Raw genomic sequence first — 16066 nt, 5'->3', positions numbered from 1 at the left:
CACCCCAAAAGCTAGACATAAAGTCAAACATTTGGAGGTGCACTTCAGTTTTTCCTTCTTTTATTTTTTTATGCTCTGATCCGCTATGGTTAAGGATCGGGAAAGATTGTTTTTATCTATCTTAAACTGTGCAATCATCTCTCCCAGGCGATGGGCTCCTTCCGAGAGACTCTGTGATTCCACAGCAACTTGTTCACCTGCTTTGGCAGTGTCTTCAGATGCCTGACGTATCGTATCCACTGAGGCTACAACTTGAACGGTCGACTGGGTTACTTGGTCGATTCCAGCTGCCATCTCTTCCGATGATGCTGCTTGCTCTTCTGCTGTGGCGGCTATATTTTGCATAACATCGTTTACGTGCGATATTTCCTCCATGGCTTTTTGCAGCTGTTTTTTAGCTTTCTCTGATCGATTAATAGTTTGTTCTACTATTTCATCGACCTGGCCTATAGACGTCAAAGCGTTTTTAGTCTGGGTTTGTAGATTGTTAATAAGTGTCTCCACTTCACCAGCAGCAACGCCAGATTCTTCAGCAAGTTTTCGTACTTCTTCTGCTACTACAGCAAAGCCTCGACCGGCATCTCCTGCCCGTGCTGCTTCTATAGCGGCGTTTAAAGCCAGAAGATTGGTTTGGTCTGCTATAGTCTGGATGGTTGTTACAAAACGAGTAATAGTTTCAACTGCATTTGCAACAGCTTTCATGCTCTGGGCTGTTTCCTTCGAGCGCTTCCCTACATTTGTGATTTCTTCAACAACTGTAGAAACTTCCAAAGTAGCGGCATTGCTGATTTGCGTGGTTCGAGCAGTTGCTTCGGCACCTTCTGTAGCAGACTTGGCTGCGTTTGTCGCGCTGGAACTTACTTCTTCTACTCCGGCATTCGTCTCTTCTACTGCTGCGCTTGTTGTTTCTGCCAAGGTAGCTACTTGATCTACAGAGGCTTTTATTTCTTCCATGGAAGCTACCGATTCTTCAGAAAGAGCTGCGAGAGATTCAGCGCTGGAGCTGAAACGCTGAGATTCTTCCTGAAGCCCATTTATTATTCCCGAGAGATGTTCTTGTAGATTCAACATGGCATGAAGCATTTGTGCAATCTCGTCTTTTGATTTCATATATTGCTTCATCCATGACAGAGATTGGTTAGAAGAAAAATCAAGATGGGAAAATTGTTGCAACATTTGAGATACGCCATTAATTGGGCGAACAAGAGTGCGGGTGATAAGGATAATGATGAGGCTCAAAATGATAAGCCCAACAAGAGAGGCCGCAATAGTATTGCGAGCCATGATGATGGCGTCTTCTTTTATCTTTGACATGGGAACCTGGATATTGAGGCTCCAGGGGGTTTCCGTATTGCCTAATTGTACAGGAGAATAAATTTTATAGGCTTCCCCGCTGAGGGCATTAGAGAAATCAATAATATTATAAATCTCACCTTTTTGAATATGCGTTAAAATGGTTCCAACATCTTTTAAATCATCAGTACGTTCTGTTAAGTTCTTACCAATAAGCGCTTCATTATCATGATAGATGGTAGTTCCATTATTGGAATAGAGAGAGGCCGTACTTCCTTCCACAACGCTGATGTTTTTCACTATCTCTTGCACTGTAGCTAAATCAATATCTATACCGACGACCCCGGCTATTCCCCCATTTAAAAAAATAGGGGTGCATATACTTGTAATAAACTCAAAATCATCTTTTTGCCCAGAATAATTATAAAGATAGGGGTTCATAACAACAGTTTTTCCAGTTTTTTTAGGAAGGATATAGAAATCTCCTTCCCCATTTTTGCTTAACAAAGATTCTGTTATGTCAAAAGAACGTTGAATATGTCCGTTTTTCTTGACAAAATCTACAATAAAACGGCCAGTTTCCTGATACCCGTCGCGTTCCACATACATAGAATCTTTCCCATCAAATGCGTTTGGTTCAAAGGCGACCCATGCGGTAAAAGCGAGGGGCGTTTCTTTTAAAACATTTTCAAGCATCCCTAACACATTTTGTCGGGCCTGGCTATCTTGCCGGTCTATGCCAGATATGCTTTTGGCGAGAGTTTCTGCGGTAATAAGTCCCTTGTCAATTTCTGAGGCGATAGCGTAGGCTGACGAACGAGCTGTTTCCGTTACAAGAACCTTTGTTGCCTTCAATGTTTTTCCATGCACGGAAAAAGCAATAAAACCAATTAAAAATGCGAGTATGATCGTGACTGTGGAGAGAAAATAGAGGAGCATCTTGCCCTGAAGTTTGAGTTTCAATAGACTACCTCCTTATAGAATAGCGTTATTTAATATTGAATATGTATATTATGCTAAGTATTGTTATTATTGTTAGGAGCGTAGTGTTTAATAAAACATTATTAGTTTTTATTGTTTGGTTATATTTTGAGCACTATACATAGTTATAAATTAAGCGAATTATTGTATATGAGCATTGAGGCTTATTATTAACTGGGAAATCATCCTTACTTATATGGGGAAATAGGTGGCCGTCATTACTATGTCCAGAAAGAAGCATAACTTGTGAAAAAGTGAAATAAATGCTACTCTACTGTTGTTTTTTAGTAATTAAAAAAATGTATTTTTTACTAAAAGAGATCATTTTTAAGGGGGAGGAGGGATATTTTGAGGAGCCCAACGTGGGGTCGCCTTAGTTTATGCCAAGCTATAAATAAGGTTATGGATTTCGTATCAGGTGATAAGAGTAAAACATACCGTTTCATTATCGGGACAGATTCTCAGGTGCATCGCGAGAGGAGAACAGTTTTTGTCTCCACTATTATTGTGCATCGAGTTGGTTACGGTGCAATTTGTTTTTATGAATCTCGAGGAGAGGTGAAGAAATACTCGCTTCGGGAACGTATGTTTACTGAAGTGTTTTTGAGTCTTGATTTAGCGACCCGTTTTCTTGATGAGCTTAAAGTGAAGGATTATAGTTTCTTTCAACATATGGGGAGTATTGAAATTCATGTTGATGTGGGAGAAAATGGCGCTACGAGAGATTTAGTAAGCGCTGTAACAGGTATGGTCAAAGGGTGCGGCTTTATTTGTAGAACCAAACCAGAAGCGTGCGGCGCCAGTACTGTGGCAGATCGCCTTACTAAAGTTCCTCTTGTTCAGAAAAACAATGTTTTTGAAGTAACAGCGAGTTGATTAAACAGCGGGAGGCGCAGGAGTGAACAATCTTAGTTTGGATGAAAAATATAAAGAAAAAGGTTTCCATTCTTTTTCTAGTGCTTGGTCGGTATTAAAAGATGCAGAAAAATCCCATGTCTTTTCTTTGGCAGAGGAGTATAAGCAATTTTTGGATAAGGGGAAGATAGAACGGGAGTGTGTAGAACAAATAGTGGCGACGGCTCGAATAGCCGGTTTTGTAGATCTGAACAACGTAATAGAAGCAGGAAAAAAGCTTGAGCCAGGTATGAAAGTAATGGCGGTAAACCGAGGAAAGGCCGTGGCGCTTTTTGTTTTAGGCAGTAAATCCCTGTCAGAAGGACTCCGCATAGTCGGCAGTCATATAGATTCTCCCCGCCTGGATTTAAAACCACAGCCTCTTTATGAAGAGGGCGGATTAGCTCTTCTGAAAACTCATTACTACGGTGGTATTAAGAAATATCAATGGGCGACATTGCCTCTTGCTATTCATGGTGTCTTTGTTAAAAAAGACGGAACAGTTGTCTCTGTCAATATAGGGGAGAAAGAGGACGATCCTCTTTTTGTTATTAGCGATATACTGCCTCACCTTGGTAAGGCTCAGGCCGAGAAAAATATGAATGAGGGCATTACAGGTGAAAATCTGAATGTTATTTTAGGCCATATCCCTGTGGAAGACGGGGATATCAAAGAGAAAGTAAAACTTGGCGTATTGCAAATACTGGGGAAAGTTTTTGGCATTGATGAGGCCGATTTTACCTCTGCTGAAGTTGAAATAGTACCTGCAGGAAGAGCTCGTGACGCAGGGCTTGATCGTGGACTTATATTGGGATATGGGCACGACGATCGATCTTGTTCTTTCTCTGCTTTACGGGCATTGTTTGATGTAGAATCCCCCCTTTACACTGCGTCTGCTCTTTTTGTCGATAAGGAAGAAATTGGGAGTATGGGAAGCACCGGCATGGAATCTGTTTTTTATGAGAATGTTGTGGCAGAACTTCTGGCTCTGGAGAACGAGCATTATTCAGAACTCTTGCTCCGCCGTGCTTTTAGTAATAGTAAGGTTCTTTCTGCTGACGTGGACGGAGCTTTCGACCCTACATATCCCGAGCCTTTTGATAAACGAAACGCTTCTTTGATGGGGAATGGCGTAGTTGTGCAGAAATATACAGGAAGTCGGGGAAAATATGGATCTAACGACGCCAGCGCGGAATTTATGGCTCATATTCGTTCCCTTTTCGACGAGAACAATGTTGTGTGGCAAACTGGTGAACTTGGAAAGGTAGATGAAGGCGGCGGCGGAACCATCGCCTATATTTTGGCAAATCGCGGGGCTGACGTTATCGATTGCGGCGTGCCGGTACTTTCTATGCACGCTCCATGGGAGCTTATTAGCAAAGTTGACTTATATATGGCATGGAAAGGGTACAGAGCCTTTCTTCAATCAAGGTAACGTCGGAATATCTTTGGCCATATAAGACAACTTGTTTCGTACAGAGCCTTTCTTCAATATAAAATAAGTTTTTTGAGCCCGGTGAAAAGCCGGGCTTTTTTGTAACCCCTTGATATACCCCAGATAGGTATGTTAAAATTAATATACAATCATTGCGGAGGTGGAGTTATGCTGACATTAAAGAAAAGAGTACTCATTATCGGAGGGGGCCCGGGAGGAAGGTTTTCGTATATAGCACTTCGACGCATGGGTGAAAAGAGCCTTTCCATTGTGATGAACGAGGATCCTACTGTCATTTGCTCGCTTCCTTATAGCGTTGGGAGAAAACTTATTCCAGGTGGTCCCGAAGAAGAAGTTGTTGACTTGGCGAACTCGGATCGCTTGCCTCCTGAGATCGTTGAGGATGCTATTCGTGGCGTTATAACTGAGCTAGATGCAGAGAATCATATTGCAAGGGGAATGAGCACAGAAGGTCCCTTTGAAATTTATTTTGAAAAAGTATTACTCGCGCCTGGTGCGGTTCCCTGGATTCCTCCTGTAAAGGGTCTTTTATCAGATAAGGAAGGGTATAAACAAGACCTGACGGAAGTTATGGTTGGACGCGAATATGTTTCTAAAGAGAAATTAGCTGAAAATATTTTTGTTATGCGTGGGGCAGACGATGCCCGTGCACTTGATGCTTTTGCAGAAAAGAGTGGGCGAGCCGTTGTAGTAGGCAGTGGGGCTATAGGGCTAGAAGTTGTGGAAGCCCTTCACGATAGAGGGCTCACTGTCACTTTAGTTGAGGCTTTGCCTCATCTTATTGCAGCCATGGATCAAGATATGGCAGAAAAGGTCAACGACCGTCTTTCTGAATGGGGAGTCTCTGTTTATAAAAATATTCAGCTGACAGAAGTCAAACCAGACAGGGTAATCCTCTCTGATGGTAGGGAGATAGAGACTGATGGCGTTGTTTTCGCAACAGGCGTTCGTCCCAACGTTACACTAGCTCAAAGTGCTGGACTCTCTGTTGAGCGAGGTATAGTGGTCAATGAAAAAATGCAGTCATCCCATCCTGATATATATGTTGTTGGCGACGCTGCTCAAATCAGGGATGCTGTTACGGGACGCCCTATTTTGCCTCTTATAGGCACTCTTGCTATGCGTCAGGGACTTGTTGCATCTTTCAATATTATGGGGCAAACCATGTCTTTGCCGCCTGCAACAGTTTGGGGTCTGAGCGCCATCTTCGACCTTCATTGGGGGAGCGTAGGGTGGACGGAGGAATTGGCAAATGCATCAGATATCCAGGCCTTTTCCCTTACATTGCCCTATTATACCCGTGAAAAAGCTATGCCGAACGGGAAGGAGGGGCTCTGGAAAATTATTGTCTCTGCAACTGACGAAAAAGGACTGAAAAAGGGGCAGATTATAGGATTCCAAGTTGTCATTGATGGAGAATCTCCTCTCTTCTTAACGGAACGTTTTATCGATATTATTACGCGAAGGGAAACTGTTTTTGAGTTATTCTCTCATTATTTTGTCCATTCTCCCTACCATAATACTGTTGAAGATCCGTATCTTATGCTTCTCTTTGCAGCGCAGGAAGCAATGACTCATTAAAAAAGAGTATAATACATAATAGTTTGACTTTTAAATAAAGTGAGGGGGATTCACATGCCAATAGTGAACGTGCATATTCTTGAGGGAAGAACAGTAGAGCAAAAACGACGACTTGTGCATGAAATGACCCAGACTATATGTTCATGTCTCGATGTACCGGCCGAAAAGGTTCGTATCATAATAACAGACATGAAGAAATCTGACTTTGCTGTAGCAGGAGTATTGGCCTCAGATAGAGATAAGTAATCTTTAATCAAGCAGAGGTGTCTACAATGTTTAGCGAAGAAGACGAAAGGAAAGGAGAAAATTTTCTTTCGAAAGTTCTTTTTTGGTCAAAAGCTTTTACACATGGAACTTTTGTAAATAAAAGAATGGCAGTGGTTCGAAAAGAGGCTTTCGATGTTAACGACAACCTCATGCTCTTGCTTTTTGGAGATTTTTTGGGAATTCCCAACCCGATTTCATACTACATGTTAGAAGTTCTCCCCTATTTCGCTGAAGATCTAATCCCTTGGGAACGAAGAATGCAAAACCGAAAATTTATTGTCGCGGAGAAAGCGGCTCAATACGATTTTGATTAAGGGGGCTTCTTTTTATGACAGATGTGGTGAAGCGACAGTTCTCCTTTTTTGGAGGGAAAGGTGGAACGGGCAAAACAACATGTGCTGCAGCCTATGCTTTGGCATTATCTCAGCGAGGCATTAAAACATTAGTAGTCTCCACTGATCCTGCCCACTCCCTTGCAGATGCTTTTAACAGGCCTATTGGTTTGGAAGTCGTTCCTATAGGTAAAAACCTTTGGGGCATAGAGATTGATGCTGAAGAAGAAGCTAAAAAGTATATGAAAGCTATTCAAGACAAGATGTTGAATATAGTAAGTGCTGCTATTGTAGATGAAATTAAACGTCAAATAGAGATAGCCTATATGTCGCCAGGTGCGGAAGAAGCGGCAATTTTCGATAAGTTCATCGAACTTATGGAGACCATAGGAAACCCCTACGATGTTATTGTTTTTGATACAGCCCCTACGGGGCACACCCTTCGACTTCTTACTCTCCCGGAAATTCTTGGAATATGGATTGAACATCTCATCCAAAAGCGAGCTCAAGCAATGGAGCTTATGAAAGCTGCTGCACGATACGATAAAGACCTTCAGGAAAAAATAAAAGAAGATCCTATCATAGAAACGCTCCAACTAAGGCGAGACAAATTTGCTCTTGCCCGAAAAATCCTGACAGATCGTGAGCATACAGCCTTTTATTTCGTATTAAACGCAGAAAAGCTACCTATTATCGAAACGAAAAGGGCCATAGAAATACTAAAGAAGCACAACATTACAATCGGAGGTGTTGTTGTAAATAAAATAATACCTCAAGAAGCAGGTTCTTTTTTTGAAAAGCGCAGAAAAAAACAAGAAGAGTACCTCCGCCAGATTAACGAATTATTTGGGGGCCTCGGAGTAACATATATACCGTTACTTGACTCGGATATACAGGGAATAGAGCAATTGGAACAAATAGCGCCTCTTATTTTAAAACTCGACGAGCTAAAATAAATCTTTTGCTGCTTGCCATGAAACGACGCACCGCTCGGCAGTTCATAAAGCAGCGGTTTCAATGAGTATAACTCTTTAGAGCTGACAATGAGCCTCATATTGTGTAAGTGCTAAGTGCTAAGTGCAACAATGTATAAATACAATCATTACTGACAGTCGTTGGCTGTTTCTTTAATGTAGGGAATAATATGGAGAGCCCATGTCTTGTCAATTTCCTCGCTGAAGGAGTCTACGTGAATAACTCGTCCCCAATGATAGGGCTTGTTTGTAGCGGGAAGCATGGGGCCATTGTAAATGATGTAGTCTTGGTAAATGAGCCACGTGAGTTCTTGGGTCTCTATAAAACCCCTGTCAATTACATTGAGATCATCGTCATATTTTTCCCATCTGTAGGGGCCATAAGCGTTTCCGTAAAAAACGAAAGCCGAGTGATCCTGTTTGACGCAGATCATTCCATGTTGAAGTTTGTGATCGATGAAAATATGGTGGATGCCCCAAAAAGGCGGATTAAATATAGTGAGTTTTTTCCCTCGGCTCCATTCTAAAACGTGATTGGCCTCTCGAGAACGTTGCACAATATCAGCAGCAGACAAGGGTACCAGCTTTTTAGGGTGAATCCCAAATATATTTAGTATTTTGGAAAGCACAGATAACGCTCCTTTCCTGCTTTTTTACATAGAGTATTGTATCATTTCCAATATAAGGGCAAAGCAAGCCACCTCTACGCCAGAGTACGAAATTCCACAGCAGAGGTGCGGTCTACACAGCCCAGCAAAGGGAGCCACCTACGCGTTAGAGTACGCTATCATGGTTTGGATTGTATCATTAAATATAACAACGAAGGGAAAGTGGTGAAATTGATATTCGATACTTTGGGGAATGCAAGCACATACTATTGCATGGGGGAGAGGATACGGCGAGCTTTTGAGTTTCTTAAAACCTTTGATCCATCCGCAATGGAGGATGGGAAATATGAAATAGAAGGATCATCTGTTTTTGCTATACTCCAGTCAGCTACTACAAAGCCGAAGGAGGCCCAGGTTTGGGAAGCTCACTGTAAATATATTGATATTCAATGCCTTCTTTCTGGTCAAGAGTGGCTTGGATATGCCCCTCTCGAGAGCATGCATCTTGTCCTTCCCTACGACGAAATCAGAGATTTTGCCCTCTATGATGGACATGAAGGGCTCTACTTCCAGAATTATCCAGGACGTTTCGTTATTTTCTATCCTCAGGACGTCCATAAAGGATGTGTTTCTTGTAGAGAACCTAGCTATATACGAAAGATAGTTATAAAAGTGCAACTGTAGAAAGGGGGAAGGGCTATGTTCCGTGTCGCCTGTGTACAAATGGAGGCAAGGAATGTGAGTCAGTACCTGCAAACAGAGCAAGAAATTTTAGACTCTATTGATACAGTATGCGAAAAGGATGATATAGATCTCATAGTTTTTCCCGAATGCACCTGGCCAGCCTACTATCTGGGGGAAAATCCTGAAGCGGCAGAATTGGCTCATGAAAGAACCCCCCAACTTATGGAGCATATAGGTGAGAAAGCAGCGTTATACGGTGTTTATGTCGCCATGGGGCTTTACCTTTTCCAGGGGAGATCGCTTCGTAATGCTGGAGTTTTATGGAACCCACAAGGCCAGATAGCAGGAAGAGTATATAAGTCTAATTTGTGGCATTTCGACTCTAAATATGTGGCTCCAGGAGAAGAATTCCCTGTAATTGAAACGCCTCTAGGAAAGATAGGGCTCATGATTTGTGCTGATGGCCGTGCCCCTGAAATAGCCAGGATACTGTCCCTTAAAGGGGCGGAGGTCATTATAGATATGACGAATCTCGTAACTTCAGGTTCAGATCCGACCGTATTAAATAACCCCCAGATTGAATACATGCTCCCTGTCAGGGCCTATGAAAATGGTGTGTGGATTATTGTATGCGATAAAATTGGTCTGGAAGCATACACCGTTCTGAACACGGGGCGGAGCTGTATCATTAACCCTTATGGCCACATTGTAGCGGAAGCATCTCCTAATCAAGAGGAAGTAATAACAGCAGCTATAGATACGTCTATAACCCTACCTCCTCACCGTCTGTACCCGGAACACTGCTTTTTCTCCAGACTTGGAAGCTCCTTGGAGTCGCTACCTATTCTTTCTTTTACAAAAGAGCTCACGGCTTTTACAGGTCTGCTTTGTTCGGTAGCACAGTTCTCCTGGTACGACGAAGAGCATTATTTTGCCTCAGCGTCTCGAATGATTCGCATTCTTCAGGATCAGGATTCATCTCTTATCCTTTTACCAGATAGCGGAGAGGCAGAGATTTTGGATCGTCTCGTACATTATTTGCAGCCTCTTCTTTCCTCCGGTACAGTTGTATGTCTTTCAGGTAAAACTCGCTTAAATGGAGAAGAGAGGAAAGCCATGGTCGGTTTCTCGAAAGATAATTTTTACGGGCCTGCCTTGTATCAGGATGATCATGATCCCATGGTTTTTCAAACAGAAGCTGGTCGCTTGGGATTCATAGTAGATGACGAAATGTCTCTTCCCGAAAAAGCCCGTTGTCTTATGCTGGAAGGAGCCCAAGTTTTTCTTTGGTCTGATTCCTTCCCAAAAAGAATTTCTCGAAACGTGGCTCAATGTCGCGGAGCTGAAAATAAGGTTTTCCTCATGCGGAATATTGTGGCGGATGAAGATAGCTCCCTTATTATTTCTCCTTCAGGGGCTATACTCGCCGCCGCTCTGCCCGGGAAAGATCAGTGTATTTCTTCATATATTGTGCCTGTGGAGGCCTATAACAAAACAGTTATACCTGGAACGAATGTTGTGACAGGACGCCAGCCGAATTTCTATAAAAACGCATTGAATGCACTTAAAGAAAGGCAGGATAGAGAGATTGATGGATGAAGATTTATTTTTTATGAAGAAAGCCTTGGATGAAGCTAAAGAGGCTATGGCGAGGGGAGAAGTTCCGGTAGGGGCCATTGTCGTTAAAGCAGGGAAGATTATAGGGCATGGTGGAAATGTAAAAGATACAGACCCTACGGCTCACGCCGAAATTGTAGCTATTCGTCAGGCAGCTTCTCATCTAGGTGCTTGGAACCTGAAAGGGTGTACACTCTATGTTACTCTTGAACCTTGCCCTATGTGTGCTGGCGCCATGGTGTTAGCCCGAATTGATCGTTTGGTTTATGGAGCTTCGGATCCTCGAACAGGTGCGTGTGGAACTCTTTATAACATTGTACAGGACCAGCGGCTCAACCATCGTTGTGAAATAAGAAAAGGGCTTCTTGCCCAAGAAAGCGCTCGACTTCTCTGGGATTTTTTTGAGAAACGCCGATCTTAGCGCTGCGCCTGAGAGACGATAGATTTTATCTCGAGAGCGCTCACAGAGCGGATATTTGCACAGTTCCTGTATCCCAAATAGCCAAGGGAGTGTATCTGCACAATATTAAGGTTCCTTAATACGTTTAAAATCTCAAAAAGCGCTATGATATAATTCTTTACGGTTTCCTTACAGGTGTCGGAATCTAGACATCTATAGTTAAAATGGCTATAATGCTCACGTTTGCTTATTCGGAGGGGTGGCCGAGTGGTCGAAGGCGGTCGACTCGAAATCGATTAGGCGGCTCATACCCGTCTCGTGGGTTCAAATCCCACCCTCTCCGCCAGAAAAACGAAGCGGCTCTTGTTATGGTGTTCAGCACCTCTAGATGTTGGATTCCTCGTCCAACTTTCGGGGTGTATTCCATGGCAAGAGCCGCTTTTTCATTAGAGAGTTTGTTTTTTATGATCAAGTCTATAGAGGATGGGAAATATCTTTCTTGCCTGGTAATAAAATACATATAGTAGGTTTTGACAAGATAAGCAAGGCTTATTACTGTTACTTTCCGGAACGTAATAAAATATACATGGCAGATCTTGACGGATATATGGAAAAATGGTAATCTTCCATACCATGAAGAACAGAGAGAAAATTCATGAAATACTAAAGAGCCAGCTGATTGTTCAGCAGGCAACGAATAGAGACGGTTTCTTTTATTTTTATTTTAGCGTGGGTCCCTCTCCTGGGATCGACGCCTAGTTGCGTTGATCTTTTAGGGCGGGGCCCCTTTCCTTACACGGGAGGGGCTCCGCCTTTTTTTATACCTTTAGAGCGAGAAAGAGGTGACGGGTATATAGCTCTTATTAGCACTTTAATAATATAAGATGACCGTACCTGAGACGGCTCCCGGGACAGAATGTAGCTTTTTTAATAAGTTATTACTGAAAAGGATGGTGAGAAAGATGAAAGAGGATGCCCAGAAGGGAACTATCCTTTCGCAACTTCTTGATATCACGCAGGTTAAATGGTTTAGCCGATGGCTCATGATTGGTTTTTTATGTCAATCTGTGCTTATTGGCGGAGGTTATGCTACGGGACGAGAACTCGTCGAGTTTTTTATGATGCATGGACTGTTACAGGGATTATATGGTATGGCAGTTTCCACATTCTGCTTTGCCCTTATAGGTATCCTGACTTTTGATTACGCTCGTCAATTTCATCTTTATAACTATCGCAGCTTTTTCCAAAGCTTGCTTCCAGGTTCTAGTTGGCTTGTTTTTGAAGTTGGTTATATTTTCCTTGTGGTGCTTGTAGGTGGTATTTTGTCTTCTGCTGCAGGCACTATTCTTCAACAGTGGTTTGGCGTTTCTTATTGGGTAGGGGTAACGATTCTTCTTGTGGGGACTTCTGCGCTTCTTTTCGCTGGTGGAAAAGCGATTTCCACTATTCTTTCATATTGGTCTTTCTATCTCTATGCAGTAATGTTTATTTTTCTCGCTGTTGCAATTCGTCATTTTGGAATGGACGGGGTCTTTGGAAATATGCTTCGAAATCACGACATTACAGAAAACACCAATTGGGTTATGGGAGGCATAAAATATACACTTTATAACATGGTGTCTTTTTTGCTTGTCCTTTATGCGTTGAAAGATACAATTAAAACGAGGCGCGATGCTGTTATAAATGGCATTGTTTCGTCCATCGTAATGATGATTCCTGCCAGTATTGAGTATCTAGCTATGGTTCCTGCCTATCCTTCAATTTTACAGGATCCGGTTCCTGTCTTCAGCATCCTCAAAAATGATCTTGGTGGAGGCGTTCTTCTTTCTGCCTATGTATTAATGCTTTTCGGAACGAGCATAGAAACAATTACAGGCTTCGTACATGGCCTCAACGAGCGTATCAATTCGGTCTATCAGGAGAAAGGTCGGGAAATGTCTCCTCGAACGAGAGGCCTTGTGGGTTTTTTCGTATTAGTTGTATGTTTTATCAGTGCTAAGGTTGGGCTCGTGGCACTTATTGCGCGTGGATATTCCTTTATGGCCTGGTACTTTCTTTTTGTTATGGTTTTGCCTCTGGTGACAGTTGGTCTTATGCGTTTGAGAGGAAAAGAAATAGCACCTGTATCTATTTCCCAAAACCTAGAGGAGGTGAAGGTTCATGTGGAGCCCTAAAGTTCGGCATCATTTAAGAGATTTTGAACGTGGAAGCTACATTCATGAAGACGGAGTGCATTCTATAAAATTGAATTGCAATGGTCTTGAATCGACGTTGCCACACGCTCCTGAAGTTGAAGCGTTTATCCGTGGCTACGATTGGATAACAAACATGTGGGAAACGGGGGATACTTCGTATAAAGCTTTGTCAGAAGAAATTTGTCGCTACTGGAAAGAGTATGCAGATATCAAAGAAGAGCAGGTAAAAATTGGTTGCGGATCAATGCAAGTTCTGGAAAGAATCAATAAAATCTTTCTTGATGAAAGCGCGACTGTTTTAGGGTATACGCCGCAGTTCGTTGAATATATTACAGAGGTTCGAGTGTCTGGGGCTCGTTTTGAAGCTGTTCCGATGAAACGAGAAGAGAACTTCCTTTTCCACGTGAACTCTTTACTTGATGCACTAAAAAAGGAACAGACCTTACTTTACATAGATAACCCTAATAATCCGACGGGGCAGCTTATTCCTCTTGATCAAATAGAAGCACTTGTAGCTCGAGCTCGTGACCTTGGGGTTGTGGTGGTAGTCGACGAAGCCTATGGAGATTATGCTCCTAAAGATGCTTCAGCCATGCAACTTATATCAAAATATAAAAATCTCATTGTAACCAGAACCCTTACAAAAGGCTTCCATTTTGCAGGAACTCGTGTCGGTTATGGAGTTTTTAGTGAGGACCTCTGGAAATACTACGATAAAGTGAACCTCCCTTTCCCTGTCTCTTCTGTAAGCACCCTTTTAGCGAGGGAAGCCTTGCGAGGTGGAGCTGTCTTGGAGCAAGTCCGAAAGTTGGTAGGAGAGGAGAAGGTGAAGCTGATTGCAGGACTTAAAGAGAGAGGATATTCTGTGGCAAACACGTATAATCATTGCCCCATATTGCTCGTGTCTCTGAATTCCCCCTGCATACATCTGGCTTCCTCTCTCGCTATGAAAGGAATTGGTGTACGATCAGGGGAAGATTATCCCAATTTGGGGAAAAACTATGTACGAATAGCAACGCCGTCAAAGGCCTCAGACTTCTTTGAATGTCTTGATAGAGGGAATCACTAATGTCACTAATATAACAATGTTCTGTTCAACTATCTTTAATTTGATAGAAGTTTCTTTCTGTTTTGTCCTTTACAAAAACTCGAAGCTTTGATAACATCGCGAACCAATACAATGTAAATACAAATCTACACAAAGAGGAGGGACCATATGTAAAATGTTGATGCTAATTGTATTTCTTCTACACGTCGGTCCTACCCTCAAGTGGTAGCGTAATAACTCTATAAGTAGAGCGGCCGAGACCTTGTATAGGGTTTCGGCTTTTTTATATCTGAATATCCAAAGCAGGTAAAGCGTTCCAGAACACGATAGGAGGTGACCATTGTTCCAAATCCTGGATGAGCTATAGGCGACATAACATATACGCAGCGCTGGACTTACTTTATACATATCTTGCTTTTCAGCATAAGGAGGATTTTAAATGTATTCATACGCCATGAATTATGGGAAGAAAAGTGTGGAATTTTCTATTCCCTCCAACAATCTACTCGGAGTAATAGATAGCGAATCACTTGCCTCAGAGGGCTCCGAAGAGGAAATTATACGTCGTGCCCTCGAAAATCCTATTGGCTCACCCCGATTGGGAGAACTGGTAAAACCTGGCGATTCAGTATGCATAATAGTGTCAGATATAACCAGGGCGTGGCAGCGAATGTGGGTCTATTTGCCTTTTATAGTTGATGAACTGAACAAAGCAGGGATACGAGACGAAGATATTCTCTTTCTAAGTGCTACGGGAACTCATAGAGAACAAACGCCTGAAGAGCATAGCCAGCTTTTGGGGGAAGAATTGTCAAAAAGATTTACTGTAGTGGATCATAAATGTCTTGCACATGAAGACATGGTTTATATTGGGACTACATCCTACGGTACGCCTGTTAAAGTCAATAAAAAAGCTCTTGAATGTGACCACATTGTTATAACGGGAGCTATCGGGTATCACTTTATGGCGGGATGGGGAGGTGGCCGTAAAGGAATTTTGCCGGGTATTTCTTCCTATGAAACTGTCATGTCGAACCATGCTCGAGTTTTAGATCCTGAACCTGGGAAGGGGCGCAACATGGACTGTCGGCCTGGGAATTTTGAGAATAACTACATACATTTGGATATGCTGGAAGCAGCAGAGATGGTGAAGCCCACTTTCTTGTTCAATGTTATACCAGGAAACGACGGGAAAATAGCTTTTGCCATAGCTGGAGATTGGAAACAAGCTTTTTATGAGGGAACCAAAATCGTTGATCGGAAAGATGGCGTCATTATTCCAGAGCTAGGTGAGCTTGTTATTGCCACAGCAGGAGGCTACCCGAAAGACATTAACTTCTATCAATCATCAAAAGTGATTGTTAACGCTATGGAAGCGGCTCCCCACGGTGGCTCGCTTGTCATATTAAGTGCTTGTAATGAAGGGTATGGCAACGATGAAGTCCAATATATGCTTCAACAATTCCCGAACACAGTAGAGCGGGAAAAAGAGATACGCCGCGAGTTTACGATCGCTAAATATATAGGGTACATAGTTGGATATGTGGCAGAGAACTGGGATTTCTATTTAGTCACAGAAATGTCCCCTGACGATTTCAAGGGAACGGGCATTACGGTAGTGAAAAACCTCGATGAGGCCTTAAAGATGGTTTACCAAAAAAAGGGGACTCAGCTGAAAACATGGCTTATGCCCCATGGTGCTAATACATTACCTAAACTAAAAAAATAGGAGGGCG

At 42.5% G+C, this 16066-nt stretch carries 14 protein-coding genes and 1 tRNA gene; 13 read left to right on the top strand and 2 right to left on the bottom strand.

Annotated elements, in window-relative coordinates:
- Positions 1-60 precede the first annotated feature (60 nt).
- A complete protein-coding gene (locus B4J50_RS02270) occupies positions 61-2256 on the bottom strand; it encodes a methyl-accepting chemotaxis protein (protein ID WP_024822002.1) in 2196 nt (731 codons plus the stop codon).
- Positions 2257-2622: 366 nt separating this feature from the next.
- Here B4J50_RS02270 and B4J50_RS02265 point away from each other — a divergent pair, with 366 nt between their 5' ends.
- The 6 genes from B4J50_RS02265 to B4J50_RS02240 all read left to right on the top strand — a co-directional run bounded on the left by B4J50_RS02265 (position 2623) and on the right by B4J50_RS02240 (position 7760).
- Entirely contained in the window at positions 2623-3150 is a 528-nt protein-coding gene (locus B4J50_RS02265; RefSeq protein WP_024822003.1) for a ribonuclease H-like YkuK family protein, read from the top strand.
- A 22-nt stretch (positions 3151-3172) separates the two neighbouring features.
- Positions 3173-4603, top strand: a complete 1431-nt coding sequence (locus B4J50_RS02260) for an aminopeptidase (protein WP_024822004.1) — start codon at positions 3173-3175, stop codon at positions 4601-4603.
- 129 nt (positions 4604-4732) lie between these two features.
- On the top strand, positions 4733-6205 hold the full coding sequence (locus tag B4J50_RS02255) for an NAD(P)/FAD-dependent oxidoreductase (protein ID WP_349677298.1): 1473 nt from the start codon (positions 4733-4735) through the stop codon (positions 6203-6205).
- A 54-nt stretch (positions 6206-6259) separates the two neighbouring features.
- Positions 6260-6451, top strand: a complete 192-nt coding sequence (locus B4J50_RS02250; protein ID WP_024822006.1) for a 2-hydroxymuconate tautomerase — start codon at positions 6260-6262, stop codon at positions 6449-6451.
- 26 nt (positions 6452-6477) lie between these two features.
- Positions 6478-6786 (top strand): hypothetical protein, encoded by a 309-nt coding sequence (locus tag B4J50_RS02245; RefSeq protein ID WP_024822007.1) that lies wholly within the window; start codon positions 6478-6480, stop codon positions 6784-6786.
- 14 nt (positions 6787-6800) lie between these two features.
- Positions 6801-7760, top strand: a complete 960-nt coding sequence (locus B4J50_RS02240; RefSeq protein WP_286846821.1) for an ArsA family ATPase — start codon at positions 6801-6803, stop codon at positions 7758-7760.
- 146 nt (positions 7761-7906) lie between these two features.
- Here B4J50_RS02240 and B4J50_RS02235 read toward each other — a convergent pair whose 3' ends face one another.
- A complete protein-coding gene (locus B4J50_RS02235) occupies positions 7907-8407 on the bottom strand; it encodes a hypothetical protein (protein ID WP_286846820.1) in 501 nt (166 codons plus the stop codon).
- 165 nt (positions 8408-8572) lie between these two features.
- On the opposite strand from B4J50_RS02235, the gene B4J50_RS02230 reads away from it, so the two are divergent.
- The 7 genes from B4J50_RS02230 to larA all read left to right on the top strand — a co-directional run bounded on the left by B4J50_RS02230 (position 8573) and on the right by larA (position 16059).
- On the top strand, positions 8573-9070 hold the full coding sequence (locus tag B4J50_RS02230; RefSeq protein WP_024822010.1) for a YhcH/YjgK/YiaL family protein: 498 nt from the start codon (positions 8573-8575) through the stop codon (positions 9068-9070).
- A 15-nt stretch (positions 9071-9085) separates the two neighbouring features.
- Positions 9086-10669, top strand: a complete 1584-nt coding sequence (locus B4J50_RS02225; RefSeq protein ID WP_286846817.1) for a nitrilase-related carbon-nitrogen hydrolase — start codon at positions 9086-9088, stop codon at positions 10667-10669.
- Positions 10662-11108, top strand: a complete 447-nt coding sequence (gene tadA / locus B4J50_RS02220) for a tRNA adenosine(34) deaminase TadA (RefSeq protein ID WP_286934927.1) — start codon at positions 10662-10664, stop codon at positions 11106-11108. The genes B4J50_RS02225 and tadA overlap by 8 nt, the downstream gene beginning before the upstream one ends.
- Before the next feature lie 232 nt (positions 11109-11340).
- A tRNA-Ser gene (locus tag B4J50_RS02215) sits at positions 11341-11433 on the top strand.
- 616 nt (positions 11434-12049) lie between these two features.
- Positions 12050-13261: a hypothetical protein gene (locus B4J50_RS02210; protein WP_024822014.1), complete on the top strand. Its 1212-nt coding sequence runs from the start codon at positions 12050-12052 to the stop codon at positions 13259-13261.
- Positions 13248-14351, top strand: coding sequence for a pyridoxal phosphate-dependent aminotransferase (locus B4J50_RS02205; protein WP_024822015.1), 1104 nt, complete (start codon positions 13248-13250; stop codon positions 14349-14351). Before B4J50_RS02210 ends, B4J50_RS02205 begins: the two co-directional genes overlap by 14 nt.
- A gap of 418 nt (positions 14352-14769) precedes the next feature.
- Positions 14770-16059: a nickel-dependent lactate racemase gene (larA, locus tag B4J50_RS02200; protein ID WP_024822016.1), complete on the top strand. Its 1290-nt coding sequence runs from the start codon at positions 14770-14772 to the stop codon at positions 16057-16059.
- Positions 16060-16066: the final 7 nt, after the last annotated feature.

The sequence above is a fragment of the Aminobacterium sp. UBA4908 genome (assembly GCF_002398115.1).
GTDB lineage: Bacteria > Synergistota > Synergistia > Synergistales > Aminobacteriaceae > Aminobacterium > Aminobacterium mobile.
The sequence above is the reverse complement of the archived record's forward strand: the minus strand, read 5'-3'. Positions and strand labels throughout refer to the sequence as shown.

Coding starts and splice junctions, on each gene's coding strand:
- larA (WP_024822016.1), top strand. CDS start 14,770: ATGTATTCATACGCCATGAATTATGGGAAGAAAAGTGTGGAATTTTCT.
- B4J50_RS02210 (WP_024822014.1), top strand. CDS start 12,050: ATGAAAGAGGATGCCCAGAAGGGAACTATCCTTTCGCAACTTCTTGAT.
- B4J50_RS02225 (WP_286846817.1), top strand. CDS start 9,086: ATGTTCCGTGTCGCCTGTGTACAAATGGAGGCAAGGAATGTGAGTCAG.
- B4J50_RS02205 (WP_024822015.1), top strand. CDS start 13,248: ATGTGGAGCCCTAAAGTTCGGCATCATTTAAGAGATTTTGAACGTGGA.
- B4J50_RS02255 (WP_349677298.1), top strand. CDS start 4,733: ATGTTAAAATTAATATACAATCATTGCGGAGGTGGAGTTATGCTGACA.
- tadA (WP_286934927.1), top strand. CDS start 10,662: ATGGATGAAGATTTATTTTTTATGAAGAAAGCCTTGGATGAAGCTAAA.
- B4J50_RS02240 (WP_286846821.1), top strand. CDS start 6,801: ATGACAGATGTGGTGAAGCGACAGTTCTCCTTTTTTGGAGGGAAAGGT.
- B4J50_RS02250 (WP_024822006.1), top strand. CDS start 6,260: ATGCCAATAGTGAACGTGCATATTCTTGAGGGAAGAACAGTAGAGCAA.
- B4J50_RS02245 (WP_024822007.1), top strand. CDS start 6,478: ATGTTTAGCGAAGAAGACGAAAGGAAAGGAGAAAATTTTCTTTCGAAA.